This window comes from Mycobacterium florentinum (genome assembly GCF_010730355.1).
GTDB classification, from domain to species: Bacteria; Actinomycetota; Actinomycetes; order Mycobacteriales; family Mycobacteriaceae; genus Mycobacterium; species Mycobacterium florentinum.
In genome coordinates this window covers 5,311,763-5,338,612 of sequence record NZ_AP022576.1, presented here as the reverse complement: position 1 = coordinate 5,338,612, position 26,850 = coordinate 5,311,763, and the positions used below count along the sequence as shown (strand labels likewise).

At 66.3% G+C, this 26,850-nt stretch carries 24 protein-coding genes; 6 read left to right on the top strand and 18 right to left on the bottom strand.

The annotated features are described in order from the left end of the window. Positions 1 to 129 precede the first annotated feature (129 nt). Together G6N55_RS25365 and G6N55_RS25360 are read left to right on the top strand one after the other, a co-directional pair. On the top strand, positions 130 to 561 hold the full coding sequence (locus G6N55_RS25365; RefSeq protein ID WP_085220836.1) for an anti-sigma factor antagonist: 432 nt from the start codon (positions 130 to 132) through the stop codon (positions 559 to 561). 161 nt (positions 562 to 722) lie between these two features. Then, entirely contained in the window at positions 723 to 2,687 is a 1,965-nt protein-coding gene (locus tag G6N55_RS25360; protein WP_085220837.1) for a SpoIIE family protein phosphatase, read from the top strand. Positions 2,688 to 2,694: 7 nt separating this feature from the next. On the opposite strand, the gene G6N55_RS25355 is transcribed toward G6N55_RS25360, so the two are convergent. From G6N55_RS25355 to G6N55_RS25330, 6 genes are all read right to left on the bottom strand, one after another. Then, positions 2,695 to 3,930 (bottom strand): acyl-CoA dehydrogenase family protein, encoded by a 1,236-nt coding sequence (locus G6N55_RS25355; RefSeq protein WP_085220838.1) that lies wholly within the window; start codon positions 3,928 to 3,930, stop codon positions 2,695 to 2,697. After that, positions 3,927 to 5,087, bottom strand: a complete 1,161-nt coding sequence (locus tag G6N55_RS25350) for an acyl-CoA dehydrogenase family protein (protein ID WP_085220839.1) — start codon at positions 5,085 to 5,087, stop codon at positions 3,927 to 3,929. The genes G6N55_RS25355 and G6N55_RS25350 overlap by 4 nt, the downstream gene beginning before the upstream one ends. 119 nt (positions 5,088 to 5,206) lie before the next feature. Further along, a complete protein-coding gene (locus G6N55_RS25345; RefSeq protein WP_085220840.1) occupies positions 5,207 to 6,175 on the bottom strand; it encodes an alpha/beta hydrolase in 969 nt (322 codons plus the stop codon). Positions 6,176 to 6,385: 210 nt separating this feature from the next. Continuing rightward, on the bottom strand, positions 6,386 to 7,549 hold the full coding sequence (locus G6N55_RS25340) for an amidohydrolase family protein (RefSeq protein WP_085220841.1): 1,164 nt from the start codon (positions 7,547 to 7,549) through the stop codon (positions 6,386 to 6,388). Further along, positions 7,546 to 8,592 (bottom strand): amidohydrolase family protein, encoded by a 1,047-nt coding sequence (locus tag G6N55_RS25335; RefSeq protein ID WP_085220842.1) that lies wholly within the window; start codon positions 8,590 to 8,592, stop codon positions 7,546 to 7,548. The genes G6N55_RS25340 and G6N55_RS25335 overlap by 4 nt, the downstream gene beginning before the upstream one ends. After that, positions 8,589 to 8,948, bottom strand: a complete 360-nt coding sequence (locus G6N55_RS25330) for a Rieske (2Fe-2S) protein (protein ID WP_085220843.1) — start codon at positions 8,946 to 8,948, stop codon at positions 8,589 to 8,591. The genes G6N55_RS25335 and G6N55_RS25330 overlap by 4 nt, the downstream gene beginning before the upstream one ends. Positions 8,949 to 9,141: 193 nt before the next feature. Here G6N55_RS25330 and G6N55_RS25325 point away from each other — a divergent pair, with 193 nt between their 5' ends. Both G6N55_RS25325 and G6N55_RS25320 read left to right on the top strand, forming a co-directional pair. Further along, on the top strand, positions 9,142 to 10,368 hold the full coding sequence (locus G6N55_RS25325; RefSeq protein ID WP_085220844.1) for a cytochrome P450: 1,227 nt from the start codon (positions 9,142 to 9,144) through the stop codon (positions 10,366 to 10,368). Continuing rightward, positions 10,365 to 11,522 carry a Zn-dependent alcohol dehydrogenase gene (locus tag G6N55_RS25320; RefSeq protein ID WP_085220845.1) on the top strand — a complete coding sequence of 386 codons (1,158 nt, stop codon included), beginning with the start codon at positions 10,365 to 10,367 and terminating at the stop codon, positions 11,520 to 11,522. Before G6N55_RS25325 ends, G6N55_RS25320 begins: the two co-directional genes overlap by 4 nt. A 5-nt stretch (positions 11,523 to 11,527) precedes the next feature. Here G6N55_RS25320 and G6N55_RS25315 read toward each other — a convergent pair whose 3' ends face one another. From G6N55_RS25315 to mdlC, 7 genes are all read right to left on the bottom strand, one after another. Beyond that, entirely contained in the window at positions 11,528 to 12,286 is a 759-nt protein-coding gene (locus G6N55_RS25315) for an SDR family NAD(P)-dependent oxidoreductase (protein ID WP_085220846.1), read from the bottom strand. A 31-nt stretch (positions 12,287 to 12,317) separates the two neighbouring features. Beyond that, on the bottom strand, positions 12,318 to 14,222 hold the full coding sequence (locus tag G6N55_RS25310) for a YhgE/Pip domain-containing protein (protein WP_085220847.1): 1,905 nt from the start codon (positions 14,220 to 14,222) through the stop codon (positions 12,318 to 12,320). Between the two features lie 2 nt (positions 14,223 to 14,224). Continuing rightward, positions 14,225 to 14,902 carry a hypothetical protein gene (locus G6N55_RS25305; protein WP_085220848.1) on the bottom strand — a complete coding sequence of 226 codons (678 nt, stop codon included), beginning with the start codon at positions 14,900 to 14,902 and terminating at the stop codon, positions 14,225 to 14,227. A gap of 12 nt (positions 14,903 to 14,914) precedes the next feature. Beyond that, positions 14,915 to 15,541, bottom strand: a complete 627-nt coding sequence (locus tag G6N55_RS25300; RefSeq protein ID WP_085220849.1) for a TetR/AcrR family transcriptional regulator — start codon at positions 15,539 to 15,541, stop codon at positions 14,915 to 14,917. 22 nt (positions 15,542 to 15,563) lie between these two features. Further along, the gene (locus G6N55_RS25295; RefSeq protein ID WP_085220850.1) at positions 15,564 to 16,403 is read right to left on the bottom strand and encodes an SDR family NAD(P)-dependent oxidoreductase; all 840 of its coding nucleotides are present in this window, start codon (positions 16,401 to 16,403) and stop codon (positions 15,564 to 15,566) included. A gap of 38 nt (positions 16,404 to 16,441) precedes the next feature. After that, positions 16,442 to 17,620, bottom strand: a complete 1,179-nt coding sequence (locus G6N55_RS25290; RefSeq protein ID WP_085220851.1) for a PucR family transcriptional regulator — start codon at positions 17,618 to 17,620, stop codon at positions 16,442 to 16,444. Between the two features lie 66 nt (positions 17,621 to 17,686). Next, positions 17,687 to 19,300, bottom strand: a complete 1,614-nt coding sequence (mdlC, locus tag G6N55_RS25285; protein WP_085220852.1) for a benzoylformate decarboxylase — start codon at positions 19,298 to 19,300, stop codon at positions 17,687 to 17,689. A gap of 174 nt (positions 19,301 to 19,474) precedes the next feature. Between mdlC and G6N55_RS25280 the strand changes: the two genes are divergently transcribed. After that, a complete protein-coding gene (locus G6N55_RS25280; RefSeq protein WP_085220853.1) occupies positions 19,475 to 20,449 on the top strand; it encodes a quinone oxidoreductase family protein in 975 nt (324 codons plus the stop codon). A gap of 10 nt (positions 20,450 to 20,459) precedes the next feature. Here the strand turns inward: G6N55_RS25280 and G6N55_RS25275 are convergent, their stop codons facing one another. Together G6N55_RS25275 and G6N55_RS25270 are read right to left on the bottom strand one after the other, a co-directional pair. Then, positions 20,460 to 21,680, bottom strand: coding sequence for a cytochrome P450 (locus tag G6N55_RS25275; RefSeq protein WP_085220854.1), 1,221 nt, complete (start codon positions 21,678 to 21,680; stop codon positions 20,460 to 20,462). 11 nt (positions 21,681 to 21,691) lie between these two features. Next, positions 21,692 to 22,714: an LLM class F420-dependent oxidoreductase gene (locus tag G6N55_RS25270; protein WP_085220855.1), complete on the bottom strand. Its 1,023-nt coding sequence runs from the start codon at positions 22,712 to 22,714 to the stop codon at positions 21,692 to 21,694. 86 nt (positions 22,715 to 22,800) lie between these two features. Between G6N55_RS25270 and G6N55_RS25265 the strand changes: the two genes are divergently transcribed. Then, positions 22,801 to 24,297, top strand: a complete 1,497-nt coding sequence (locus G6N55_RS25265; RefSeq protein WP_085220856.1) for an acyl-CoA carboxylase subunit beta — start codon at positions 22,801 to 22,803, stop codon at positions 24,295 to 24,297. On the opposite strand, the gene G6N55_RS25260 is transcribed toward G6N55_RS25265, so the two are convergent. The 3 genes from G6N55_RS25260 to G6N55_RS25250 are packed head-to-tail and all read right to left on the bottom strand — an operon-like array spanning position 24,294 to position 26,850. After that, complete coding sequence (locus G6N55_RS25260; protein WP_085220857.1) at positions 24,294 to 25,361, bottom strand: TIGR03857 family LLM class F420-dependent oxidoreductase; 1,068 nt, start codon at positions 25,359 to 25,361, stop codon at positions 24,294 to 24,296. The genes G6N55_RS25265 and G6N55_RS25260 overlap by 4 nt on opposite strands. After that, complete coding sequence (locus tag G6N55_RS25255; protein WP_085220858.1) at positions 25,325 to 25,705, bottom strand: nuclear transport factor 2 family protein; 381 nt, start codon at positions 25,703 to 25,705, stop codon at positions 25,325 to 25,327. The genes G6N55_RS25260 and G6N55_RS25255 overlap by 37 nt, the downstream gene beginning before the upstream one ends. Continuing rightward, positions 25,702 to 26,850, bottom strand: coding sequence for an alpha/beta hydrolase family protein (locus G6N55_RS25250; protein WP_085220859.1), 1,149 nt, complete (start codon positions 26,848 to 26,850; stop codon positions 25,702 to 25,704). The genes G6N55_RS25255 and G6N55_RS25250 overlap by 4 nt, the downstream gene beginning before the upstream one ends.

Here is a 26,850-nt window from a genome sequence, read left to right as displayed (position 1 = left end):
TCCTGGTCGACGGCGGGACTATAGACGCGGCCTTCGGCCTTGCTATAGAAATGAATCTTCCCTCCGAACACGGATGTCGTCACCGGTGTCCAGGGCGGTCCCGTTGAAGTGGCCGGTTAGGAGTGCACGATGAACCTGGCTCCGGTCGAGTCGGCAGTGACCAGGGTGGCGCTAAGCCCCCGGCTGGTTTCCGAACTGGGCGATCCACACAGCACGTTGCGGGCGGCGACACAGCGCAGCGGCGCGGTCGTGATCATCCGCGCGGGCGGCGAGGTCGACGCCGTCAACGAGCACACCTGGCGACGGCTGGTGGAGGAGGCGGCCGCGGTCGCTACCTCGCCGGGTCCCTTCATCGTCGACATCAACGGCCTTGATTTCATGGGTTGCTGCGCGTTCGCCGTGCTGGCCGCCGAATCCGAGCGGTGCCGCGCTCGCGGCGTCGCATTGCGGCTGGTGAGCTGCGATCCCGGCGTCGCCCGCGTCATCCAGGCGTGCAATCTCGGCGGCGTTTTGCCACTGCATCCGACGGTCGACACCGCGCTGGCCACATCAGTGGCCTGAGAGCCTGTCGGCAAGGTCGCAGGCCGTTAGCAAACTGATGCAGCAGCCACCCCCGAGCCATTGCTAATCTAATTACTGGCTTGTGTCGAATAGACCAGCGCATTGTTGGATTTCTCGGTCCGTAGAAGGGTCCGCAGGGAAGGCTCAGGAGGGACGGCCATATGGTGGCCGAAAAGGACTGGGACAAGATTGTCGGTACGGCTGACGACGTGCGCCGCATCTTCGAGAAGGTCCCCGCGATGTTGATCGGCCTGGAGGGGCCGGATCATCGCGTCGTCGCGGCCAATGCGGCCTATCGCGCCCTGAATCCGGGCTTCACCCCGGTGGGGATGCGGCTCAGCGCGATCTACCCCGAACTGACGGGCCAGCAAATTTTTCAGATGCTCGACCGGGTGTATGAGACCGGTGAGCCGCAATCCGGCGCGGAGTGGCGGCTGCAGGCCGACTTCGAGGGCTCGGGACTCGTGGAGCGCTACTTCGACTTCCTCGTCACCCCGCGCCGCGGCAAGGGCGGAGCGATCGAAGGTGTGCAGGTCATCTTCGACGACGTCACCAAGCGCGTGCAGGCACGGCTGGCCACTGAAGCACGCATCGAGGAGCTGTCCGAGCGTTACCGCAACGTTCGCGATTCGGCCATCGTCATGCAGCAGGCGCTGCTGGCCTCGTCCGTACCGGTCATTCCCGGCGCCGACATCACCGCGCAGTACCTCGTCGCCACGGAGGACACCGCGGCCGGCGGCGACTGGTTCGACGCGATACCGCTCGGCGATCGGTTGGTGCTCGTCGTCGGCGACGTCGTCGGTCACGGCGTCGAGGCCGCGGCGGTCATGTCGCAGTTGCGCACCGCGCTGCGGATGCAAATATCGCAGGGCCACACCATCACCGAAGCGCTCGAGGCGGTCGACCGCTTCCATGAGCAGGTGCCGGGATCGGATTCGGCCACATTGTGCGTCGGCTCGCTCGACTACGCCACGGGTGAATTCCAGTACTGCACCGCCGGACATCCGCCGCCGCTGGTGGTGACCGCCGCGTCCACCGCGCGCTATGTGGAACCGTCCGGCGCGGGTCCGCTCGGCAGCCGCGTCGGATTTCCGGTACGCAGCGAAATGCTCGATATCGGCGACGCCATCCTGTTCTATTCCGACGGCCTGATCGAGCGGCCCGGGCGCCCACTGGGCGCCAGCACCGCGGAATTCGCCGACCTGGCCGCCAACATCGCCGCCGGCGTCGGCGGGTTCGTGATCGATGCGCCGACACGCACCATCGACCGCATCTGTTCGGAGACACTCGAATTGCTGCTCCGATCAACCGGTTACAACGACGACGTCACGCTGCTCGCCGCGCAGCGCCGCAATCCCCCGGCACCGCTGCACATGAAGCTCGATGCGACGATCCACGCCGCACGCACCGTGCGCTCCCGGCTTCGCAGATGGCTCTCGGAGATCGGCGCCGACGCCGACGACATCTCCGACGTCGTGCACGCCATCTCGGAGTTCGTCGAGAACGCGGTCGAACATGGTTACGGCACGGAGGTTTCCGACGGTGTTGTCGTCGAGGCATCGCTGTCCGGCGATGGCAACCTGCACGTCGCGGTGATCGACCGCGGCCGGTGGAAGGATCACCGTGAAGGCGAACAGGGCCGTGGGCGGGGACTGGCGATGGCAGAGGCTTTGGTATCCCACGCCCTCATCACGCGCAGCGACCAAGGCACCACGGCCAGCGTGACGCACCGCCTGTCACGGCCGGCCAATTTCGTCACCGATACGATCATCAGCCGGGGAACCCTCCGCAAGGCCGTCGACAACGAATTCCTCTCGACGGTTCGCGAGCCCGGTCACATCGTGGTCAGCGGTGACGTCGACTCCACCACCGCGTCCACGCTCGACCGCCTGATCGCGGTCGAAAGCCGTTCGGGCATCGCACCTTTGAAGATCGACCTCAGCGCCGTCACCCACCTGGGGTCCGCGGGCGTCAGCGCGCTGGCAGCCGCCCGGGACCGGGCCGTGCGACAAGGCGGTGACTGCGAACTGATCGCCCCGCCGGGAAGCCCCGCGCATCACATCTTGTCGATGGTCCAGATACCCGTCAGCAGCGGTGACAACGAGAACATCTTCGCCGAAGACTAACCCGCGATCAGCGGGTCTGTCCGTGCCGCACCTGATTGAACGGCACCCCGCGGTCGGCGGCGTATTCGCGGGGGAAGCCCAGCACTCGCTCCCCGATCACGTTGCGCGCCATCTCCGTTGTGCCGCCCCCGATCGCGACACTCTGCCGCACCAGGTAGCGCAGTCCGGTCTCCAGGCCGTCGCCGATCTCGCCGACCACGCCGGCTGCTCCCGCGATCGCCATCGCGGTGTCGACGTCGGTTTGCACGGTCTCGGCGTGGAACAGCCGAATCAGCGTGCCGGCCGACGGCGGCAGCACACCGTCGCGGACGTTGCGGGACACGTGGTCGATCAGCTGCTCGGCCACCGCCCGGTGCACCAGCGCCCGGCCGGCCATCTCCCGCACGCGTTCGTTGTCGGCCTGGCCCGTCTTCTCCAAAAGGCCAACGTAGTCAACGGGATTCGCATTACCGCCTTCGCTACCGCTGCCGCTGGCGAATTCCGAACCTTGACCGACTGCCCGGCGCTCGTGATACAGCTGCCGCGCGGCCACCGCCCAGCCGCCGTTGACCTCCCCCACGACGGCATCGTCGCCGACGTCCACGCCGTCGAAGAACTCCTCGCAGAACTCCGTGGAGCCGCTGAGCATTGTGATGTGGCGCAACGTGATTCCCGGATGGTCGATCGGCACCAGGAACATGGTCAGGCCTTCGTGCTTGGGCACATCCCAATCGGTGCGGGCCAGGCACAGTCCGTAGTCGGCGGCGAACGCACTCGTGCTCCAGGTCTTCGCGCCGTTGATCACCCATCGGTCACCGCGGCGTTCGGCCCGGGTTATGACGCCGGCCAGATCCGATCCGCCGCTGGGCTCGCTCAGCAGCTGCACCAGCACCTCGTCGCCGCGCAGTGCCGCGGCGATGTGCTGCTTCTTCTGCTCCTCGGTGCCGGTGTCGAGCAGGGTCGCGCAGCAGATGGTGAACGTCGGAATATTGAGGATCAACGGCATTTCATAGCGCAGGGATTCCTCGTCGAACGCCTTCTGGTAGGCGTAGTCCAGACCCAGGCCGCCATATTCGCGCGGGAAGCAGATCCCGGCGAATCCGCCTTCATAGAGCCGCTTTTGCAATTCCCGGGCCCGCTTCCAGGCGTCCTCGTCGTCGCGCGGGGCGGGCGGCGGCGCCTCCGGGTCGATCACCGGCAGGTTGTCCGCCAACCACACTCGGGCGCGGGCGGCGAACTCCGCAACGGATTCGGTCGGCGTCATTTCGTCGCGCGCCCGGCCACCGAACGCTCGGCCTTTTCTGCCTCATACACCCGCAAGTTGTGTTCCTCCGGCGTGCCGAACAGCGAGCGGTACAACGTAACTCGTCGCAGGTAGAGGTGCAGGTCGTGTTCCCACGTGACGCCGATGCCGCCATGTATCTGCACACAACCCTGAACGATCCGACCCGCCATCTCTGAAACGTAGGACTTGGCGATGCTGGCCGACAGGCCCGCCGCGGGTGAGCGCTCGGCGATGTCGGCGACCGCCGCGGCCGTGGTGGCGCGGCACGCTTCCAGCCACAACTTCATGTCGGCGAAGCCGTGTTTGAGTGCCTGGTAGGACGCCAGCGGTCGGCCGAACGTGTGCCGGTCCAGCGCCCACTGGACGGTGAAGTCGAACACCGTTTGCACGACGCCGACCACCTCGGCGCATTGCAGCACCTGAGCGATCTGGCTCTGTCGGTCGATCAGCGCGGCGGTCTCGGCCGCGCCGCCGATGGCCGCGTCCACCACCACCCCGTCGAAATGCACTCGCGCGTATTGCTTGACCAGATCGACCGACTGCTGGGGCTCGACCCGAACGCCGGGCGCGTCCGTCGGCACCAGGAACTGACGGATCTCAGAACCATCAGGGTTGCAGCGTGCCACCACGAGCAGCAGATCACTCTGGGCGCCGGCCTCGACGCGATCCTTGGTGCCGTCGATGCGATAGCCGGCGTCGGTCGGGGTGGCCGTCACCGACGGGTCCAGCGGCTCCCAGCCGCGGCCGGGTTCCGAGACCGCCCAGGACGCCACGGCTTCGCCGGAGATCAGCGACTCGATGACGGCCGCGTGTGCCTGAGCATCGGCGCATTCGGACAGCGCGGTGAGCACGATGCTGACCGGGTACAGCGGCCCGGGCGCGACGGTCTTGCCGAGCAATTCGGCGACCGTGGCCAAGTCCGCGACACCGTTCTCCGAGACACTGCCGCCGCCCAACTCCTCCGGAACCAGCAGGCCCGTCCAGCCGAGCTCCGCGGCGCGCTGCCACCAGGCCGGGTCGAAGGAAGCCCCCGCCGCGTGCAGCTCCCGGACGCGAGCCAGCGGCGCTTCCTTCTGCAGAAAGGACTGGGTTGTCGAGACGAAGAGTGCCTTTTCGGGAGAGTCGACGACGGTCATGGTGTCGACAAACCCTTCCGCGACATGAGGTCGCCGCCGCCAAGAATCACATTCTCGATATTAGCAAATGGCGATACCCCAAGCGTTACCGGAGTTGGGTCGATAAGACGGCGGAGCTGCTACATCGCGAAGACGCGACGCACCGACTGCGCGTGCAGGGCCCGATTCTCCTGAGAAACGACCCAATCCGGCACCATCGAGTCGAAGCCGTTGAATGTCGCTGCGATGACATGCAATTCGGTGTGGACGAAGGCATGCAGCAGCCGGTTGGCGTAGTCGATGGCTTCGTCGCGGCACGGGTCGATCTCCGAGCAACTGATGAAGGTGGGCGGCAGCCCCTCCAGATTCGCCCGATGCGACGGGACGTGCTGACCGCCGGCGCTGGCAGGGCCGCCGAGGTAGTGGCCCCACGCACGGCTCACCGCGGGACCGTTGAGCCCCGGTGTGCGCTGAAACTCGCGCCGCGACGGCGTGGCATCGCTGTCCAGCATCGGCTGGTGCAGGATCTGCATCAGGATCTGTGGTCCCTCGTTGTCGAACATCCGCTGGGCCAGGCTCGCGACGAGGGCGGCGCCCGCATCCCGGCCCATCACGGCCAGGCGGCTCGAATCGATATTCAGCTCCGCGGCATTCCGGATGGCGTAGTACAAACCCGCCTCGACGTCGTCGAGTGGGGCCGGGGCCGGATTCTCCGGCGCCAGCCGGTAGTCGACCGACACCACCAGACAACCGCCCTCGCGAGCCAGCTCCACGCACTGTGCGTGGTCGGTGTCGAGGTTGCCGGACACGAACCCGCCGCCGTGGGCGTAGACAACCAACGGAGCTCCCGAGTCGCCCACGATGCGGCCGCGGTAGAAGCGCAGGTTCAGTTGCTGGCCGCCCGGGCCGGAGATCGAGCGAGATTCGACGGCCACGCCCTCGGTGTCGACCGCCGCGGCACGCTCGGCGGCCGCGCCGTTGGCCAGCTCCCGCTCGGCGGCCAGTGTCTCGGCACGGAATTCGACGATGCCCAGCTCGCTCGCGGCATCGCGCAGCACCGGATCGAGGCGGTTAATACCTTGCGGGCGGGTCAGATCCGTTTGTGTCATACCCTCTCAACTTCCGGGCTCGTGGTGCGGGCTGTCCTCCGGGGCCGGCGGGAGGCCAGGTCGGAAACCATATTCACGGTAGACCTGGCCGGTTGCGCGCCGGCACGCTGCCACGGCTGCGCAGCGCAGACGGCGTCGAACCGCGCCGACTTCTGGTGATATTCGCTGATCACAGCCCTGCGCCCGGCAACGACGCCGGGCCCGGGCGACTCAGCTCTGCGGTGTGACGGGCTCGCCCGGCAGCGCCCGGACGGTCGCCGGCAACCCATACAGGGCCGTCGCGTTGCCGCGCATGATCCGCTCCCGCTGGTCGGCCGGGAACCGATTGATCGCGTAGGTCGGCGAGTCATAGCTCCAGTGCGGATAGTCCGTCGAGAACATGAGATTGTCTCCCAGGTCCATCATTTCCAGATATTCGCGAAACTCTACGATGTCGACGTCTTCCAGGGGCTGAGTGGTGAAGCGGACATGCTCGCGGACGTAGTCCGACGGGCGGCGCCGCACGTGCGGCAAATCGGCGCGGCGCGCTTCCCAGATCCGGTCCATTCGTGACATCACCGGCATCGCCCAGGTGAAGCCGCCCTCGATGAACACCACCCGCAGGTCGGGATGCCGGTCGAACGCGCCGTCGAAGACCAGGCTCATCAGATGCGACACATAAAGCAGTGGCCACGCCGCGAAGAAGTCGTGCCAGTGCGTGGGATTGCCGACCGGATACAGCGGGATCAGTTCGAACGGCGTCTGACCCATGAGGTGCGTGGCGATCGGCAGCCCGTTGCGCGACGCGGCCTCGTAGAGGGGATCGAAATGCGGGTTGCCGAAAGGGATTCCGCGGGTCTGCGGTGTCATCAGCACCTGGGCCAGGTAGGGATGCCCGGCCCAGCGTTCCACCTCGCGTGCCGCCTGCTCCGGCGTCTGCGCGCTGACACTGATCGACCCGCGCCACCGGCCGTGCGCGTTGTGCTTGTCCAGCCACACGTCGGCGAGCCAGTCGTTGTAGGTGGATTTGAGCACGTGCTCGGCCTGCGGCAGCTGGGCGTCGCACATCGGCTCCAGCGACGCGATGCTGACACCGGCCTCGACCAGCAGCTGCTGGGCTGCGTAATCCGGGTCGCTGCCGGCGACTCCCCCGTTGGGCGGCCACGAGTCCATCCGCAGCGACGACGTCTTGAACGAATCCGGGGTGTCGTAGAAATACGACGTTGGGCCGACCGCATTCCCGGTCGGCCAGATCTTGTCCACCCACTCGGCCGGCGCGTACGACTTGAGCACATCGGTCGAGACCGGCAACGGGTGCACGTCGGTGTCGACGATGGTGACCGCGATGTGGTCGTCGCGACCGGTCTGCGATTCGACTCGTTCGATCGTGGTCATTGCGCTCGCTCCTTTGCCTCAAGCCCGTAAAGCTCGCTGGCGTTTCGCCACAACACCTTGTCTCGTTGGGCGGCATCGAGGTTTTCGGCCAGCACCGTCGGCGGCGATGCCGACCAGTGGGGATAGCTCGATCCGTACATCAACAGCTCGGATTTGCCGCTGAACTCCATCCAGCGCTGGGCGTGGCTCGCCGCCGGGGGCCCGTCGAACGCCGACGAGCAGAACCGGACATGGCCCGGCAGGTATTCGCTGGGATAGCGGTCGACCCATGGGGTTTGGTCGCGCATCGACAGCCAGAACGTGTCGAGGCGCCACATCAGCGGGGTGAGGATGTCGTAGCCGCCGTCGGCGAAGACGAATTTCAGTCCGGGGAGCCGGCCGAACACGCCCTCGATGATCAGCGTGGAAAGGTGCACGAAGTAGTTCAGCGGCATGAACGCCGCGTATCCGGGGTAGGTGTGCGCGTGTCCGGCGAAGGTGGGCGCATAGTCGACGCCGTTGCCGCCGTTGATGTGCACCGCGACCGGTAGACCGTGCGCCGCGGCGGCCTCCCAGATGGGCTCGAACATCGGCTTGCCATACGGCTCGCGCGACTGCATCGGAACACCGACTTGCACCAGCTTCGGATGATCGGCCAGGCGTTCGATCTCGGCGACCGCACCCCGCGGGTCTTCGGGGTTGACCCGGATGGTGCCTCGAAACCGGTCGGTGGTGTCGGGCTCGAGCCAGCGATCGAGCAGCCAGTCGTTGACCGCGGCGCAGATCCTGCTGTTGAGCAGGTAGTCGGCGATGTTGCCGCGCGTCAACGGATTCAAGATCGCGTAGTCGACTCCCGCGTCTTCGAACAAGTGGCGGCTCAGGGTGGCGGGATCCGATCCCGGGTAGTGCTCGCCGTAGAGGTCTTGGCGGTAGTCGCCGCCGGGCGCCTGGTACCACTGCTGCTCGACATCGGGGATCGCGCGCAGTTGGTGGACGTCCGGGAGATAGCGCCGGATCTCGGCGTTGTAGCGGAAGTGCGGTTGGACGTTGGCGTCGATAATCATGCCGTCAGGTACACCTCCCCGTCGGTGACGTCGACCGGGTAGGTACGGACGCGGCGTCGCGGATCGGCAAGGTTGCGGCCCGTCGTGATATCGAATTCCCAGTTGTGCCAAGGGCATCGGACGATCTGCCCGTCGCGCACCCGGCGTATCCCGCCGGGCGCCTCCGGCGCGGATTCGGTGGTGCCCCCGAGCAGCCCCAGGCATAGCGGGGCGCCTTCGTGCGAGCAGTAATTGACGATCGCGTACAACGCGCCATGCACGTTGTACACGCCCACGCCGAACTTGCCGACGTCGACCAGTTTCATCCCGCCGGGCGGCAACTCGTCGACGGAGCACACGAAACGCCGCTGGGCCACTTGAGAATCACCGCCTCCTGGACCTATCCGGATCAATACTGAGCCCGTTACGGTAACCACCACAAGCCGTTGGGCTTCGTTGCTATTTATACTATGATAGCGACATTCCGCTCGAACACACCCGCCGAAGACGCCGGGGCGGTCAAGACCGGTCCGCGGCAACGGCCTTACCGATTGCTCAGGAGGAGCGCTGATGCCGTTAAGCACCGACCCCGTCGGCCAGCCCGTCACCCTCGATTTCACCGGTGAGACCAGCCCCTATCCGTTCTTCGAATACATGCGGCGTACCGACCCGGTCTGGCACGGCGCACTGGGGGATCACTCCCAGATGCCGGAGGAGCTGCGGCCGAACGACGAGTGGGTGCTGTTCGGCTATGACGGTGTGTTCCAAGCCTTCCGCGACGATCGGGTCTTCACATCGGCCGCCTACGAGAAGACCATCGGTCTGGTCATGGGGCACACCATCCTGGCGATGGGCGGCAAGGAACACCACGACCACCGCAGCCTGGTGGCCAAGGCTTTTCGGGCCACCGCGCTGGAGCGCTGGGAGCCGTCGGTCATCGGGCCGGTGTGCGATCAGCTGATCGACGAAATCAAGCAGGACTGTCACGCCGATCTGGTGAAGGCGCTGACGTTCGAGTTCCCGACCCGGATCATCTCGGTGCTGCTCGGGCTGCCCCCGGAGGATCTCGACATGTTCCGGCGGCTGTCGCTTGACCTCATCTCGATTCCGACCGACATCATCGCCGGCCTCAACGCCGCCACCGAGTTGCACGGCTACTTCCTCGAGCAGGTCGAGCAGCGGCGCCGCAAGCTGACCAACGACATCATCGGCGACCTGGTCGCCGCCGAGATCGACGGCGAGAAACTCACCGACGACGCGATCATCGCGTTCTTGCGCTTGCTGCTGCCCGCCGGACTGGAGACGACCTACCGTTCGTCGGGCAACCTGTTGTACCTGCTGCTGACCCACCCCGAGCAGTTGGAGATGGTCCGGCAGGACCGGTCCCTGATCCCGGCCGCCATCGAGGAAGGCCTGCGGGTCGAGACCCCGCTGACCATGGTCATGCGCACCACCACCGAAGAGGTCGAGATCGGCGGCAAGACAATTCCCGCCGAAGCGCAGATCGACATGTGCATGGGCTCGGCCAACCGGGACGAAAGTCGTTGGCCCGACGCGAATCGCTTCGACATCCGCCGGCCGCGCCAGGCCCACATCGCATTCGCCGGCGGGATCCACATGTGCCTCGGGATGCATTTGGCCCGGCTGGAAACCCGGGTGATGTTGAACAGCCTGCTCGACCGGGTGTCGAACCTCGCGTTCGTTCCCGACGACGGCACCGGCGAGGAGTCCAGGATCATCGGCCTCACTTTCCGGTCGCCCAACAAGCTTCCCGTCACGTTCACCCCCGCCGCATGAAAAGCCGCGCGGCGATCCTGCATGATGTCGGCGGCCCGTGGTCTGTCGAGGATTTCGAACTGGACGCGCCCCGGGCGGGCGAGGTGCTGGTCGAGATGGCCGCGGCCGGCATGTGTCACTCCGACGACCACATCCTCAAGGGGGACATGTCGGCACCCAACGAGGTGCTGCGCTCGCTCGGGCTGCCCACCATGTTCCCGATGATCGGCGGTCACGAGGGCTCGGGCGTCGTGCGTGAAGTCGGGGACGGCGTAACGGAATTCGTGCCGGGTGACCACGTGGTGATGTCGTTCGTCGCGGTGTGCGGGCAGTGCCGCTGGTGCGCCAGCGGTATGGAGTACATCTGCGACATGGGCGCCGGCGTGCTGACGCCGGGCATGCCCACCGACGGCACCTACCGCCATCACACCGCCGAGGGCAAGCCGCTGGGCCACTTGGCCAAGGTGGGCGCGTTTTCCAAACATACTGTGGTGTCGACGAATTCGCTGGTGAAGATCGAACCCCACCTGCCGCTGGTGCCCAGCGCACTGCTGTCCTGCGCGATACCGACCGGATTCGGTTCGGTGGCCAACCGTTCCAATATGCGCCCGGGTGACACCGTGGTCGTGATCGGTGTCGGTGGAATCGGTACGGGCGCGATTCAGGGTGCCCGGATCGGCGGTGCCGCACACATCGTCGCGGTGGATCCGGTGGCGTTCAAACAGAAGTCGGCGTTGCAGTTCGGCGCCACCCACACCGCCGCAACCGCGGTCGAGGCGATGGATCTGGTGCGCGACCTGAGCTACGGAGTGATGGCCGACGCCGTCGTGGTCTCGCCGTCGCTGATCACTCCCGACGACGTCCGCGACGCGGTGCGACTCACCCGCAAGGGCGGGACGTGCGTGCTGACCGGCATGACCTCGCAGTTGACCAGCTCGGTCAAGATCGATCTGCAGGACTTCATCCTGTCGAACAAGTCGCTGGCCGGCACCGTATTCGGCTCGTGCAACCCGAAGGCCGACGTCTTCCGGCTGGCCCGGCTCTACCAGACCGGGCAGCTCCAGCTCGACGAGATGATCACCCGGCGGTACCGGCTCGACGACATCAACGACGCTTACGACGACCTGCTGAACGGCAAGATCGTCCGGGGCGTCATCGATTTCGGGATCGAGTAGATCCCCTAGCCCGGCCGGTCGTCACCCGCGGTTTTCTTGTGTGCCATCAGCCGCTGCAACTGGCCGTAGGCGTCGATCGGACTGTGTAGGGCCAGGCCGCCATCGGCATGCACGACTTGGCCAGTCACCCAGGGTAATTCGAGCACACCCGCAATGGCGGCGGCCACGTCGGCGGCTTGTCCCAGGCCACCGAGCGCGGTCCGCTCGGTCATGCCTTCCACCCAGCCGGGCAGCGCTTCCGGGTTGGCCAGCATCGGCGTCCGGGTGACACCGGGCCCGACGGCGTTCACCCGGATGCCGTGCGTCCCCCACTCCACGGCGGCGACCTTGACCAGCATGTCCACGCCGGCCTTCGACACGCAGTAGGCACCCATGTCGCGATCGGCGATCGAGCCGCTGATGCTGGACACCGCGACGATCGAACCGCCCACCCCGGCGTCGATCATGGCCTGCGCCGCGGCGCGGATCGTCAGCCAGGTGCCGGTGAGGTTCACGCCCAGCACTCGTTCCCATTCCGCGGGCGACTGCTTGAGCAGCACGCCCGCCGCTCCGACCGCGGCACATGTCACCACCCGGGTGGGCACCCCATGCTCACGCACGGTTCGCTCCATTGCTGCCGACACCGCCTCGGGATCGCTGATATCGCACGCGATATCGGCGTCCGACAGGTCCCACACCACGACATCGTGTCCCGTGTCGCGCAGCCGTTCGGCGACTTCGCGCCCGATGCCGGACGCGCCACCGGTTACCAGTGCCGTGCTCATGGGCTTCCTCTCGATCGCGGAGTCGCTTTTCCTACATCTTGATCGCCGGGATCAGTCTGCTGACATTCCAGGTGCGGTCTCGCCGTGCGGACACCGATGAGATCGCCAGTGCGACAGCCGTTATCACTACCAGCACGACGATCGCCTGCCAGAGCCGGGCGTCGATGCCGCCGAGGATGAGCTGCCGGAGCCCGTTGACGCCGTAGGTCATCGGGTCGAAGCGGTGCAAGATCTGGAAGGGCCGTGACGTGGTCTCCACCGGGTACATCCCGCCGGCGCTGACGAGCTGCAGCATCAGCAGGGCCATGATCAGCACGCGGCCCACCGCCGGACCGACAAGCGCGTTGATCGCCTGCGTCGCGGCCACGAATGCAGCGGAGATGAGCACCATGAACCCCAACATCGCCACGGGGTGGACCGCGTGCATACCGAGGGCGAATCGAACCACGCAGTACAGAATGACCGCCTGGAATAGCGCGATCGCGGCCGCCGGCAGGTAGCTGGCCAGCACCACGCGGAACGCGAGCACCTCTGCGGCGATCGGGCGGCTCTGCAAGGGCCGCAACACCATCCACAGCACCAACGCGCCGAAGAACAAGGCCAGCGTCAGGAAGAACGGCGCCATCCCAGTGCCGAAGTTGGGCGCGGCGTTCTCATGTGAGGCTTCGAGTTGCACCGGGCCGCCGATGGTCTCCGCGACCGCATCCTTTTGCTGGGTTGTCCAGTTGGGCAACTGCTTGGCCCCGTCGGCAAGCTTGGTCGAAAGCTCGGCCGATCCCGCCTTGAGCTGCTGGGCTCCGTCGTCGAGTTTCGCTATCCCGCTGGCTAATTCGGCGTTACCGGCGGCGAGCTGCTGGGCTCCGTCGCGGAGTTGGGTGAGCTTGCTCGTCAGCTCTTGGCCCCTATTGCCGACTCGGTCGAGAGCCGATCCCAGCGGGCTGCCGGGCGCTCGCAGCGAAGTGGTCATCGCGATCGCGGCGTTTTGGGCGTCGGTGAGCTGTTGGCGGATCTGCGGCGTGAACTGGTGTCCACGAAGCTGATCCTGAACGCCACGAAGGTTGTTCGCCAGCGGATCCTGTCGCGCCGAGAGCTGATCGATCACCGAGGAAAGCGAGTTTGCGGCGGCATCCTGCGCCGTAGCGATGGTACCGATCTGATCGTTGGCCTGCTGTAGCGCACTCACACCCTGTTGCAATTGCTGCGTATCGCCGCTGATTTGCGACAGCGCGTTGGCTATCGCAAGCAGTGGGTCGGTGGCCTGGTTGATTCCGTCCGAGAGCTGCCCGGCACCCGCGGCGAGCTTCGCCGAACCGGACCGCGCGGCGTCCAGACCGGACAACAGCTGACCGGCACCGTCATCGAGTCGAGCCGCCCCGTCGGCGGCCTGCTTGATCCCCGCTCCGGACGAAATCACCACCGAAAGCATGTGATTGACCGCCTGTCCGGAGATCCGGCTGGAGACGGCGTTGAGCACTTGGCTGATGGCGGTGCGACCGATACTCGTCGAGATGTAGTTGTTGGCGTCGTTGTAGAAGGCGATTAGGCTGGCCTTCTTGGGTTGCCCGGTCACCGGCGACGCGATCGCCGCGCTGAAGTCGGGCGGCAATTCGACCATGAAGTAGTACTTGCCGTGGTCGACCCCGCTACGCGCCTCCGACAGGTCCACGACGTGCCAGTCCAAGCCGCCGTCCGCGGTCAGGCTTTTGGCGATCTCCGCGCCGGCGTTGAACTGCTCCCCGGACAGCATGGCACCACGGTCCGAGTTGACCAGCGCTACCGGCATTTTGTTGGTGTGGCCGAAGGGATCCCAGAACGCCCACAGGTACAGCGCCCCATACACCAACGGCAGCAGCATCAGCACGACGATGGCCACGCGCGTCAATCGATTGCGACCGAAACGTTTTATCTCCGAGCCGAATGCGAGTCCAGCCAGCATCGTCAATCCCCTTCGGTCAGGATGCGGTGATCGTGAAGTTCGTGCTCGGGCGCGTCCGTGCCGAGCGGGTTGGTGACACCGACGACGACGGTGCGTTGCTTCGCGATCGCGCCGAGCCGCTCCACCGCGATCACTCGCCGGGAATTGTCACGAACCTGCTCGAGGTCACCGACCACCAGAACCGGTCGGTTCGACAGCACGGCCAGCGTGATGCGCAGCAAAAACAGTTCCAGGTCGGACAATTCGACGATGTATGCACCCGATGGCGGCAGCGGCGTTTCGCCGAAAACCTCTGCCAGCTCGGCCTGACCGGCTTGCAGCGGCACCAGTGAATACCACGGCGCCAACCACCGGCGTTGCTCGGCGAGCACCGTCTCGACGGTCACCGACTCCTCCAGGTCGTCGATGTCGTCGAAGGCCGCGATCGAGCAGTGTCGGCGAATCGCATGCGGCGTCGTTTCACCGAGCACCCTCAGCGATCCGTGGGTGGCCTTGAAGCGCCCCGCAAGGGTCAACAGCAGGGTGGTCTGTCCCGGTCCGCCGGGCATCTGAATCGCGTGAAAGCCCGGCGTAAGCGTGAGATCGACACCCGAGAACAACGGCCCGTGCTCGCCGTCGACCCCTAATCCGGTGGCGGTGATCACCGGCGGACCGACGTCCGACTCGTCTGTTGTGTCCATGTGGGGCTCTCCCTACTTGCCGGAATCCGGAACCGATTCCAGCAGCGCGGTAATCAGTTGCGTGAGCAGGTCGGGGTTTATCGTTCCGGGGCGCAAGACCTCTTCCATCGCGACGCCCAAATTGACCGTGACAACGAGCTGGGCGAGGTCGGCCAACCGCCGGTCCGACGGCCCGGTGTCGGTCGATTTGACGATGTGCACCGCTTGGTCGGCGGCGGCGCGACGGCGTTCGATCAGTCGCTCGCGAAGCTGCGGATCGCGCTGTGCACGCAGCCAGTACTCAACCAACAACACGTAATAGTCGGAATGATCGCGAACCGAGTCGAGCACCGACCGGCTCAACTGGTGTGCGGCCACGCCGGTGTCACCGCCGCTGCTGTCCAGCACTGTGGCGATCTGCTCGCCGCGCAGCTCGAACTCGCGGTCGACCAGGGCCAGGAACAGTTCGTCCTTGGACTCGAAGTTCGAGTAGACCGCGCCCTTGGTGAAGCCCGCGGCTTGGCCGATCGCATCGATGGTGGCACCGGCGAATCCTTCGGCGGCGAACACTTTCGAGGCCGCATCCAGGATCCGGTCGCGCACCTCGCCGCGGGTCGGGCGGGTTCGATGCGGCTTGACCGGCGACATGTCCAGTAGCATACTCCCCGGTATCGATTCGATACTAATCGGTATCGAATAAGCCGAGCTTGCTCGCAGTGCGCTCCCACAGCTCGCCGGCAAGCCGCGGGTCGATCGCCAGGCGACCGGGTTTGGCGATCTTGCGCTTCACGTAGTACTCCCCGGGCGTCCATTCGACACCGGGGGCGGTGGACGCGAGCCACACCAGCTGGTCGGCACCTTCGTCCACGCTCGCGGTGAACCGCGCCTGCGGCGTGTACTGCTGCATGAAGACCAGGAACCGCGATCCCGATGCGCGGCCGAAGTTGGAGTTGACGTAGCCGGGATGAACTGTTGCAGCGGACAATCCGCCCGCGTGGTGGCGCCGGTGTAGTTCCCGGGTGAACAACACGATGGCCAGCTTGGACAACGCGTAGGCGGTGCCGGCGCCGCGGCGGGCGGTGTTCTCCAGGTCGTCGACGGTGGCCCGGCGGACCAGCTTGTGCGATGAGCTGGTCGTGTTGACGACAGTGGCGCGCGAATCCAGGAGCACCGGCAGTAGCCGCGTGGTCAGCAGAAACGGCGACAAATAATTGACCTGATAGGTGTGTTCATAGCCGTCGGAGGTCAGCTGGATCTTGGTGCTCATGCCGCCGGCGTTGTTGAGCAGAACGTCGATGCGGGGGTAGTTGGAGCGAATCTTGTCTGCCAGGGCTCGCACCTGGGCCAGGTCGCCGAAGTCGGCTACGAAATAGTCGGCGTCGAATTCCGCCGCCACCGCGGCGGTTTTGCTCTCCGAACGTCCCACCACCACAACGTCATCACCGCCCCCGCCCAACCGGCGAGCCGCCGCGGCACCGATGCCGTCGCTGCCACCCGTGATGACAATCGTCCGATGCGTCATTGCGTAGTCCTCCGCCGCGGAGTGTAGTGATCGCCTTTTCAGCGCAGCCTGGAATCGATTTCGAAGGCCAGACACAACTCGGCGAGCTCGAGCGGGACGTTGATCGATCGCCCGGTGCATTCCTCGATGCGGCGCAGCCGATGACGAACGGTGTTGGGATGACAGAACAGTGCCGCGGCGGCCTCGGGTATCGAGCCGCGATGCCCCACCCACACCCGAAATGTCTGACGGAGCAGATCGATGTCGGCGACGCCGGCCAAACCGCCCAGAACCGCGTCGGCCAGTCGCAGGTTGACGTCTGGAGCGGTCACCGCGGCGATGCCCAGAACGCTGTCCTCGAACTCCACGACCGGCTCGCTCGCGTTTGATCCGGTGACCGCGATCCGCGCATAGCGAAGCGCCGTCCCGATCTCGGCCAGCGCATCGAATTGCGGACTGACTCCGACGCCGTGGCTACTCATGCGCCGCAGGGTTGCGATCAGGCTTGCGTGAGCGGCGAGCGACGGCACGTGGACGATGCCGATTTGCAGCTCGGGCAACAGCCGCCATGCCGAATAAATGTCGGCGCTTCGCAGGATGTCGACGATGCCGGGCAGCGCGTGCTTGCCCAGCTCGGGTGTCCGCGCGGCCACGACGACATAGGGCCCGCGGGTCGGCAGTCCCAGCAGGTCGGCGATCTCCCACGGGCCATGGTTTGCGGACGCGGTGCCGGAGAACAACGCCTCGGTGAGTGCCGCGCGTTCGGCCTCGTCGGCAACGGCCTGCTGCGTGGCTCGTCGCCGGTAGCCACTCGTCATCGCCTCGGTGTAGACGTCCTGCGCCTCCCAGATGCGTTCGGTCACGGTGAGCAATGCCTGCTGGGCGATGTCGCCGTGCGCCTCCACGATGTCCAGCAGCGCTTGCCAGATGTGGTGCGAGCCGATGCGATAGGCCGACATCACCACGTGCAGCGGAACCCTGCTTTGGGCGCGCGATTCGCCGGTGAGCGCGGCCGGGGTGGTGTCGAATGTCTGCGGCCCGGCCAAGCCGCCGAAGATGAAACGCACGTTGTCGGTGCAGCTTTCGACCAGTTGATCCTGACTGACGACCTCGGCGTCCCGGTAGAAGTCGACTTCGTCACGGATCGCCGAGGCGACCACGGCGCCGAGTTGTTCGGTTCGCCGGACCAACTCGGTGCCGATCAGCGACACCTGCTCGGCTGTGCGTTGCGCGCTCATGCCAATAAAGGTAGAAGCGCGGGGTCATCTCGTCACACCCGGCCGCCACCACGCGCGCTGCCGGGGTCAGCCCAGATGCGCCAGCTGCGCCTTGGTCCGCACCACGATGACCGTGGGCCCGTCGACGGTCAGCGCCGTGGTGAACTCGCTGGCGAGCTTTTCGGTGGTGTCGACGTTGACCGCGCGGCAGCCGAAACCCGTTGCCAGAGAAGCAATATCAAGCCCCGGCAGGTCGAGGCCCGGCACGTTCGGTGTCTTCTCCAGCAATGCGAACGCCTTGAGGATCGAGTACTCCTCGTTACGCATCACCACGAAGACGATGGGCAGCCGGTGCTGGGCGGCGGTGTAAATCGCCTGGATCGAGTATTGAAACGAACCGTCGCCAATGGTGGCGATCACGGTGCGCTTGACACCGCGCGCCCGATCGCCGAGTGCGACGCCGACCGCACCCGGTACGCCCCAGCCGATGCCACCGCTGGCGGTCGCGAAGAACGAACCCGGCCGAGTGGTGGGCAGCCAATGCAGCTGCTGCGCCATCGTCGACGTCGACTCCGTGACGACCGGGGAATCCTCGGGCTTGACGGTGGCCAGGGTGGACCACGCCGCGTCCGGGGTCAGCGGCGACGAGTCCGCGTCGACGATTTCGATCTTCGCGGGCGACGCCGCCGGGGCCGAAGCGGCGCCGCGGTTGTCGATCAAACCCACCAGCTGCTCGAGCGCCAACCGGGTATCGCCGATCAAACTGTCGCCGACCGGCGCGGCGCCGGCCAGCGCGGGGTCGGCGGTGATCTGCAGCAATTCGCTGCCCTCGGGCAGGTATTCGCCGGCGACATACGGGTAGTACCGGAACACCTGGGCACCGATCACCACCACCAGGTCGTGACCGCGCAGCACCTCGGCCACCCCGGCGATGGTCAGCGGCAGCATGCCCTGGTACAGCGGGTGGTTCTCCGGGAACGACGCACGATCGGGCAGCGGGCCGCCGTGCACCGGGGCACCGACCTTTTCGGCAAACGCCACCCCGGCATCCCAGCCGCCGCTGCGATCGACCTCGGGACCGAAGACCAGCAGCGGCCGCTGCGCGCGGTTGATCCGGTCGGCGAACTCCCGCAGCCGCTCGGCGTCGGGCGCTACCCGATGACTGACGGTGCGGACGACGGCCGGCCCCAGGGCCGGCTTTTCCCAGTCGTCAAGCGGTATGGACAGATACACCGGCCCGGCCGGTGGCTGCAAGGCCACGGTGTAGGCGCGCATGAATGCCGCGGGCACATCTTCGGCGCGCTTGGGTTCGTATGCCCACTTCACCCAGGGCTTGGGGAGCAACGTCTCATCGGGGTTGGTCAAATACGGTTCGCACAACACCATTTCCCGGGTCTGCTGACCGGCCGTGACGATGAGCGGGGTGTTGCCGCGGTACGCGGCGATCAGGCTGCCCATCGCGTTGCCGGTCCCGGCGCTGGTGTGCAGGTTGACCAGCGCCGGCTTGCCGGTGGATTGCGCGAATCCGTCGGCCATCGCCAGCACGGAAGCCTCTTGCAGCCCAAGGACATAGGTGAAATCGTCGGGGAAGTCTTTCAGGAATGTTTGCTCGGTGGAGCCGGGATTGCCGAACACCGTCGTAAGGCCCAACCTGCGCAGCAGGTCGTAGGTGACTTGGTGGACCGTCTTCCCGTTTGCCATGAGCTTCCCAACTTTCTGTCCCTGCGAGCTAATGGGCCTCCACGGTGCGCCGCGATTCAGTCTCGCCCATTAGTGTGCGCGTGTCGATGTAATCCTGCACAGCGTTGGGCGGCGCCCGGTGTGCCCAGGCACAACGGCATCGACAGGCACACTCCGGTGACGCACACTGTGGCCATGCATGCAATCGAAGTCAGTGAGCTCGGTGGGCCGGAAGTCCTTTCCTACGTTGAGATCTCACAACCCACACCCGGCCCCGGTGAGGTATTGATCGAGGCCGAGGCGATCGGCGTCAACTTCATTGACACCTACTTCCGGTCCGGGCTGTATCCCCGCGAGTTGCCGTTCGTGCTGGGCGCAGAGGTGGCCGGGACCGTCGCAGCAACGGGTGCCGGGGTCACGGGATTGCGAGTGGGCGACCGGGTCGCCACCGCGGACGCCGTCGGCGCCTACGCCGAATATTGCATCGCACCAGTCGATCTCGTTGCAGCGCTGCCCGACGATGTCGCTTCCGATATCGCGGCTGCGGCATTGCTGAAAGGCATCACCGCGCACTTGCTGATCAAGTCGGTGTACCCGGTGCAGCCAGGCGACACGGTGTTGCTGCACGCCGGTGCGGGTGGGGTCGGCCTGATCCTGACCCAGTGGGCGACGAGCCTGGGAGCCCGCGTCATCACCACGGCGTCCACCCCGGCCAAAGCCGAACTCTCGCGGGGGGCCGGCGCGGTCGAGGTGCTCGACTACCCCAATAACGCGCCGGAGTTCGGCGCGAAGGTCCGTGCGCTGACCGATGGCGATGGAGTGGCGGCGGTGTACGACGGCGTCGGCAAGTCCACCTTCGACGCCAGCCTGGCCGGCCTGGCCGTGCGCGGAACACTCGCACTCTTCGGCGCGGCCAGTGGACCGGTTCCGCCACTGGATCCCCAGCGGCTGAACGCGGCAGGCTCGGTCTACCTCACCCGGCCGTCGCGAATCCACTTCGTCCGCAGCCGCACCGAGTTTGCTTGGCGAACAGGGGAATTGTTCGATGCCATCGCCGCCGGCGACATCGCGGTCACGGTGAGCTCCCACTACCCGCTTGCGCGAGCGGCCGATGCACACCGAGACCTTCAGGCGCGCAAGACCGTTGGATCGGTGGTGCTCAAGCCTTAGCGGGGCACACTCAGACCAGCGAGTAACGCACCGGCAGGTGCTTGAGGCCGCCGACGAATGTCGTCGCAACCAATTCCGGATCCCCGCTCAGCTCAATTGATTTGAGCCTGGGCAGCAGCTCGGAGAAGAAGCTGTTGACTTCCATCCGGGCCAGTGCGGCCCCCATGCAAAAGTGCACGCCGTAGCCGAAGGCCAGATGCTTGTTGGGGTCACGCCCGACGTCGAAGCGGAACGGGTCGTCGAAGACATCCTCGTCGCGGTTGCCCGACACATAGGACAGCAGCACGGAATCCCCCGCGGCGATCGGTACTCCGCGCACGGTGGTGTCCTCGTTGGCAGTCCGCATGAATTCCTTGACCGGAGTGACCCAGCGGATCATCTCCTCGGTGGCCAGCGGCATCAGGTCGAGATTGTTCCGCAGGCGGTCCAGCTGGTCCGGGTTTTCGATGAGCGCCTGCATGCCGCCGGAAATGGTCGCGCTGGTGGTGTCGTGACCCGCGGTGGCCACGATCAGGTAGTAGGACACGGTGTCGATGTCGGACAGCGGTTCTCCGTCGACGCGGGCATTGGCGATGGCCGACGCGAGATCCTCGGTCGGGTTCGCCCGCCGCGACGCCGTGACGTCGTTGAAGTAACCGAACATATCGAGCAGTGCCGGAATCTGGTCCTCATTCGAGGTGCCCCGCTTGAATTCGCTGTCCTCGCTGCCGAACAGCTCCTGGGTGAGCTTGAGCATCCGGGCGAAGTCGGCCTCCGGGATGCCCAGCAGCGACATGATCACGTAGAGGGGATAGTTCACCGCCACCTGCTGGACGAAGTCGCACTCAGGCCCGACGGCCAGCATCTTGTCGACGTAGATCTTGGCGAGTTCGTCGACGCGCATCTTCATCGCGCGCATGGCCTTTGGCCGAAACCAGTCCGAGCCGATCGCGCGCACCACCCGGTGCTGCGGGTCGTCCATGTGAATCAGCGTGCGCACCCCGGCGCTGGCTTGCAGCTCGTCGCCGACCGTGGTGGTCAACACCGGGCGGGGCCAGTTGGTGAACAGCATGTTCTGCCGTTCGATGTCCATGATGTCGGCGTGTTTGGTGATCGCCCAGAACGGCTTGTAGTCCGGCACCTCGACCCACGACACCGGCGCGGTGGCACGCAAGTGAGCCAGCGCCGCGTGCAGCCGCTTCTCGTCGGTGTACGCCAACGGATCCGCCAGGGACCTGCCGGCATCGTCCATCGTCGTTGTGCTCACTGGCGAAACTCCTTCATTGCGGCGGTAATACAGGCCTGGGAAGCGTTGTAGAAGATCGGCAGCACGCGGTCGACCACGCCCTCACACCTGCTTTGCAGGGCGGCGCCGACCTTGTCCACGGGGCCGACGACGGCGAAGGCCGCCAGCATGTCGTCGTCGATCAGCGAACCCATCGCGCCCCATTCGCCTTGCTTGGACAGGCGATTCAGCTCGGCGTGCAGGTCGCCCCAGCCATGCAGCTCGAGCACCTTGCGGTACGCGGGCGTGGATCCGTAGAAGGCGATCTGCTTGCGCGTGGCGGTCATGGCCGCCGCCAACTCGGCGTCGTTTTCTCCGGTCGCCACCATCACCTCGCACGACACCGCGAAGTCGCCGCGGTCGCGGCCGCTGCGCGCCATCCCGCGCAGCAGGGCCGGCACCGTCACCTCGTTGAGGTAGCGCTTCGAAACCATCGGGTGACCGAGATGGCCGTCGGCGACCTCGCCGCACATTTCGGTCATCACCTCACCGACGGCGGCGATGAACACCTTCGGCACCGGATGCGGGTGCCGCTCCGGGGTGAACATCGGCGTCATGATCTTGTGGGTATAGAAATCGCCCTCGAAACTCAGCTTGGCCTCGCCGTTCCAGGCGGACCAGATGGCGTGCAACGCGGCGACGAATTCGCGCATCCGCCGGGCCGGATGACTCCACGGCATGCTGAATCGTTTCTCGATGTGGGGCGCAATCTGGGTGCCCAGACCGAGAATGAAGCGACCCTGCGAGTACGCCTGCAAGTCCCAGGCGACGTTGGCGACGATCATCGGATTGCGCGCGAACGCCACGGCGATGTTGGTGCCGAGCTCGAGTCGCGACGTGTGCTCGGCGGCCAGCAGCAGCGGCAGGAACGGGTCGTGGCTGGTTTCGGCGGTCCAGCCCCCGTCGTAGCCCTGTTGTTCCAGGTTGCCAACGGCTTCGACCACGCGGTCGAGTCGATTGGGGATGCCGCCGTCGATCTTGAGGCGGGGGCCGTCAGGCATGCGGGTAACTTTACAGTAAGCAATCCAGTATGTGACCCTGCTGATCTGGACGCGCGACCATATCCCCACAGAGGTAGGAAAGAAGCATGACAAAACCCCCGGACTGGGAGGAGACGCTGACCGACCTCGACCGTCGGCGGCGGCACGCGTGGGGCATGGGCGGGCCGGAGCGGCTCGACAAGCATCGCGGCAAGGGCAAGCTCGACGCCCGCGCGCGCATCGAACTACTCCTGGACCCGGGCACCTTCCGCGAAATCGGCACGCTGGTCGGGGGCGACATCGCGGCCGACGGGCTGGTGGTGGGTTCGGGCTCGATCAACGGCTCGCCGGTGATGCTGGGCGCCGAGGACTTCACCACCCTGGCCGGGAGCATCGGACCGGGCGGCAACTCCAAGCGCTACCGCATCGCGGAGCTGGCGCTGCGCGACAAGACGCCGCTGGTGATGCTGCTCGAAGGCGCCGGCTTTCGCCCCGGCGGCGGCCATTACGGGCGCGCCCCCACCGACCTGCTCGCCCAGGCGCAGTGCTCGGGCAAGGTGCCGACCGTGGCCGCGGTGCTGGGCCCGTCGGCCGGACACGGCGCCCTGGTGGCTCCGGTGTGCGATTTCCGAATCATGAGCACCCAGGGCGCGATCTTCACCGCCGGGCCGCCGGTCGTCAAAGAGTCCACCGGAGAAGACATTTCGAAGGAGGACCTCGGTGGGCCCGTCACCGCGTTACCCAGCGGGGTGATCCACAACGTCGCCGAAGACGACGAAGCCGTCATTGCCGACATCCGCCGCTACCTGTCCTACTTCCCGCCCAGCGCATGGTCGTATCCCTCGCCACTGCCCGCCGACCAGGACAGCGACCCCCGCCCGACGCCGGAGCTGCTCGACATCGTTTCGCGCGACAACCGCCGCGTCTATGACATGCGCGCCGTGCTCGACGTGGTCTTCGACCGGCCCGACTGGTTCGAGGTCCAGCCGCGGTACGGCAAGGCGATCATCTGCGCGCTGGCCCATCTCGGTGGCCACCCGGTCGCGGTCGTCGCGAACCAGCCCAACGTGCTCGCCGGCTCGATCGACGCCGAGGCCGCGGACAAGGCGGCGCATTTCATCATGGTGGCCGACTCATTCCACCTGCCGCTCATCTTCTTCGCGGACAATCCGGGCATGCTGCCCGGCAGCCGGTCCGAACGCAGCGGGGTGCTGCGCGCCGGCGCGCGGATGTTCGCCGCCCAGACCGCGGCCACCACGGTCAAGCTGCACGTGACGCTGCGCAAGGCGTACGGGTTCGGCTCGATGGTCATGTCGCTGTTGGGTTTCGACAGCCAATCCGCGACGTTCGCCTACCCCGGCGCCACGATGGGCGCGATGAGCGCGGCCGCGCTGGGCCGGGCGACGCATGCCGACGAGGACGTCACCGCGAAGTTGCGTGACGCCGAGCTGCAAGCGTCGTATCGCTCGGCCGAAAGCATGGGATTCGACGAACTCATCGATCCCCGCGAGACCCGTGACGCCTTGCTGGCTTCTCTGCTTCGAAGCCTCTCGGCCCGGCAGGCCGCCGCCGAGCCGGTAAGCCGGACGGTGATCCTGCCTTAAGCGCGGTAGGCCGTGACCACCGGCTCCAGCTCGTCGGGAGTCGCGCCGTGCATGATCAGCGCGTCGGCACCGTATTCGAACTCCTTGCGAATGCGGTCCGCACACTGTTGAGCCGAACCGGTCGCCGACGGCTCCAGCCACTCGTCGGGAATCAGCGTCGCGATGTGCTCGATCTGCTCCGCTGTGGCCTTGTGGTCGATCCCGCCGGCGATCGACGTCACGACCGAGTCGGCCCGGAACCGTTCCAGCACAGCGGGATCCCAGTCATTGGTCCGCACCAGCAGGTCGCCGTAACCCTGTAGGTAGGTGGCCAGCCGGGCAACGGTCTTCTTCAGCCGCAGCTGTTCGGGAAGGTGGTCGCCGACGGTGGCGAAGCACGACCACACCCGCACGCTGTCGGGGTCGCGGCCCGCCTTCTCCGCGGCGGTCTTGACGGTTTTGACGCAGCGCGCCAACGTCTCCGGCGTGAAGTAGGTGTGCAGGATGACGTCGTCGAAGGCACGTCCGCCGAGCGCGAGGGTGTTGGGCCCGAACGCCACCAGCGCCAGCCGGATGTCCTCGTTGAAGTCCGGGTCGAGGAACAGGATCGGGTATTTGCCCATCGGGCCGTCGTGGTTGAAGATCAGCTCGCCGTGGAACAGACGCCGCATCACCTGGGCCCAATCCTCCATCTGTGCGGTCGTGACGGCGGGGATGCCGAAGGCTCCGTAGATCGCGGCGATGCCCCGGCCGATGCCCAACGTGAACCGGCCGCGCGAGAGCCGGTGCATCGTGGTCGCCCACGATCCGGTGATCAGCGGGTGCCGCGTGTTGTGATTGGTTGCGGCGGTGGCGATCTGCATCCGGTTGGTCACCGCGCAGGCCGCCCCGACCAGAGACGACGCCTCCTTGACGTTCCAGCGCTCGGAGATGAACGCGGTGCCGAAGCCCAGCTCCTCGCCGCGGCGGGCCTCGTCCATCAGCGTCGCCGGACCCTCACCTCCGGCCCCGGCAAGCAGGTAGTAGCCCAATTCGTCGAGTGTCTCGGTCAACTCCAAACTCCTTGCTTGTAGCCACAATTCCAGACTTCGGTGATCTTGCCGGCGACGACGCGGAAGATCTCCATGCTGGCGACTTCGACCTCTGCACCATCTTTGAGCGTCATCGGCGATTGGTAGACGATTGCCACGTGTTCGCCGTCATCACCGGCAACCACCAGGTTCAGGTCGAATCGGATGGTCTCGAACATCGCCCAGTGATCGATGATCCGGTTGACCGCCTGCTCGTGCGTGAGCACGGTCGCCTCGCCCACCTCGTGCCGGATGATCGTGTCGCCGATCAACTCCTCGGCGAGCGCGAAGTCGCGTTTGTTCCACACCACGAGGTTGTAGAGCTCGACGACTTCGCGTGCGGTCCGGGTGGCCGTCATCGCCGCGACACCGATTCTGGCCCGCTTTGCGAGACCACTTCGCCCAGGAATCGCTCGGAAACATTTTGCACCCGGCGGGAGAAGATGTGGCCGACGTGGCTGCCGTCGTACCAGTACAGCTGACCGCCCCAGCGTTCCTGCAACGCGTCGGTGGGCTCGCGCATCGCCATGCGATCGTGCCACGCCCCGACGATCAGCCGGCGCTGCGGCGGGGGCGCCGGATCGACGGCCAGTGGATCGATCACCGAGGTGAGCTGCGCGACCACCGGTGAATCCAGCAGCTCGCGGAATTCGCCGCGTCCAGAGCCGAAGCGCGAAACGTGCCGCGCGATCATCGCATTGAGGCCCAGGATCGGGGTGTACAGCGCCACCGCGTCGATGTCGCGCTCCAGATGCGACGCCAGCGCGGCGACCGGGGTTCCCATCGAAATACCGGACACCACAACGGCACTGGCTTGCTGCTGCACCCAGCGCACCACGGCGCGCACCTCCGACACCGACCGCATCATGCCCGCGACGTTGCCCAGCGGATCCATGTCCGGATAGGCCGGCCATTCTCGGCGCCGGCAGCCGTGACCCGGCTGCACCGGCATCGCGACGTTGAAGCCCAGCGTGCGGTGGATGCGGCCGATGCGCGACAGCAGCAGATCTTCGGTGCCGCCCTGGCCGGCTCCGTGCACCCAGATCAGCCACGGGCGGGGACGGTCGCGGTGGCGGCACAGATGTACCACCGCCCGCGCCGGACCACTGAGGCCCTCGGCCGCCAGCGTCGCCGGTAGCTGCGGGTCATGCTCGAACGTCATCCGTTCATAGGCCAGTCCGCCGATACGGTGTCTCCGTATCGACGTCACCTGCAAGGGTTTTGGTGCGGCATGCGCGCCGTCGATGCCCAGCGCCGACAACTCCTGCGCCGCCGGCTCGCACTCGGCCAGCGGGCGCACCCGCTCGGTCAGGTTCCCGCCCAGCAGCGAAAAGCCGCTCAGGACAAGTTCGTCCAGCATGACCTCGCCGAATTGGCGCACTCCCCGCGCTGACGCCGGTACCCAGCCCGTCGATTCGTTGAGGCCTGCCACCGTGCGCGGCAGCACCAAGCCGAGTTCACGGCCGATGTCCAAGGACCGTTTCGCCAGCGAAAATCCCGCCAT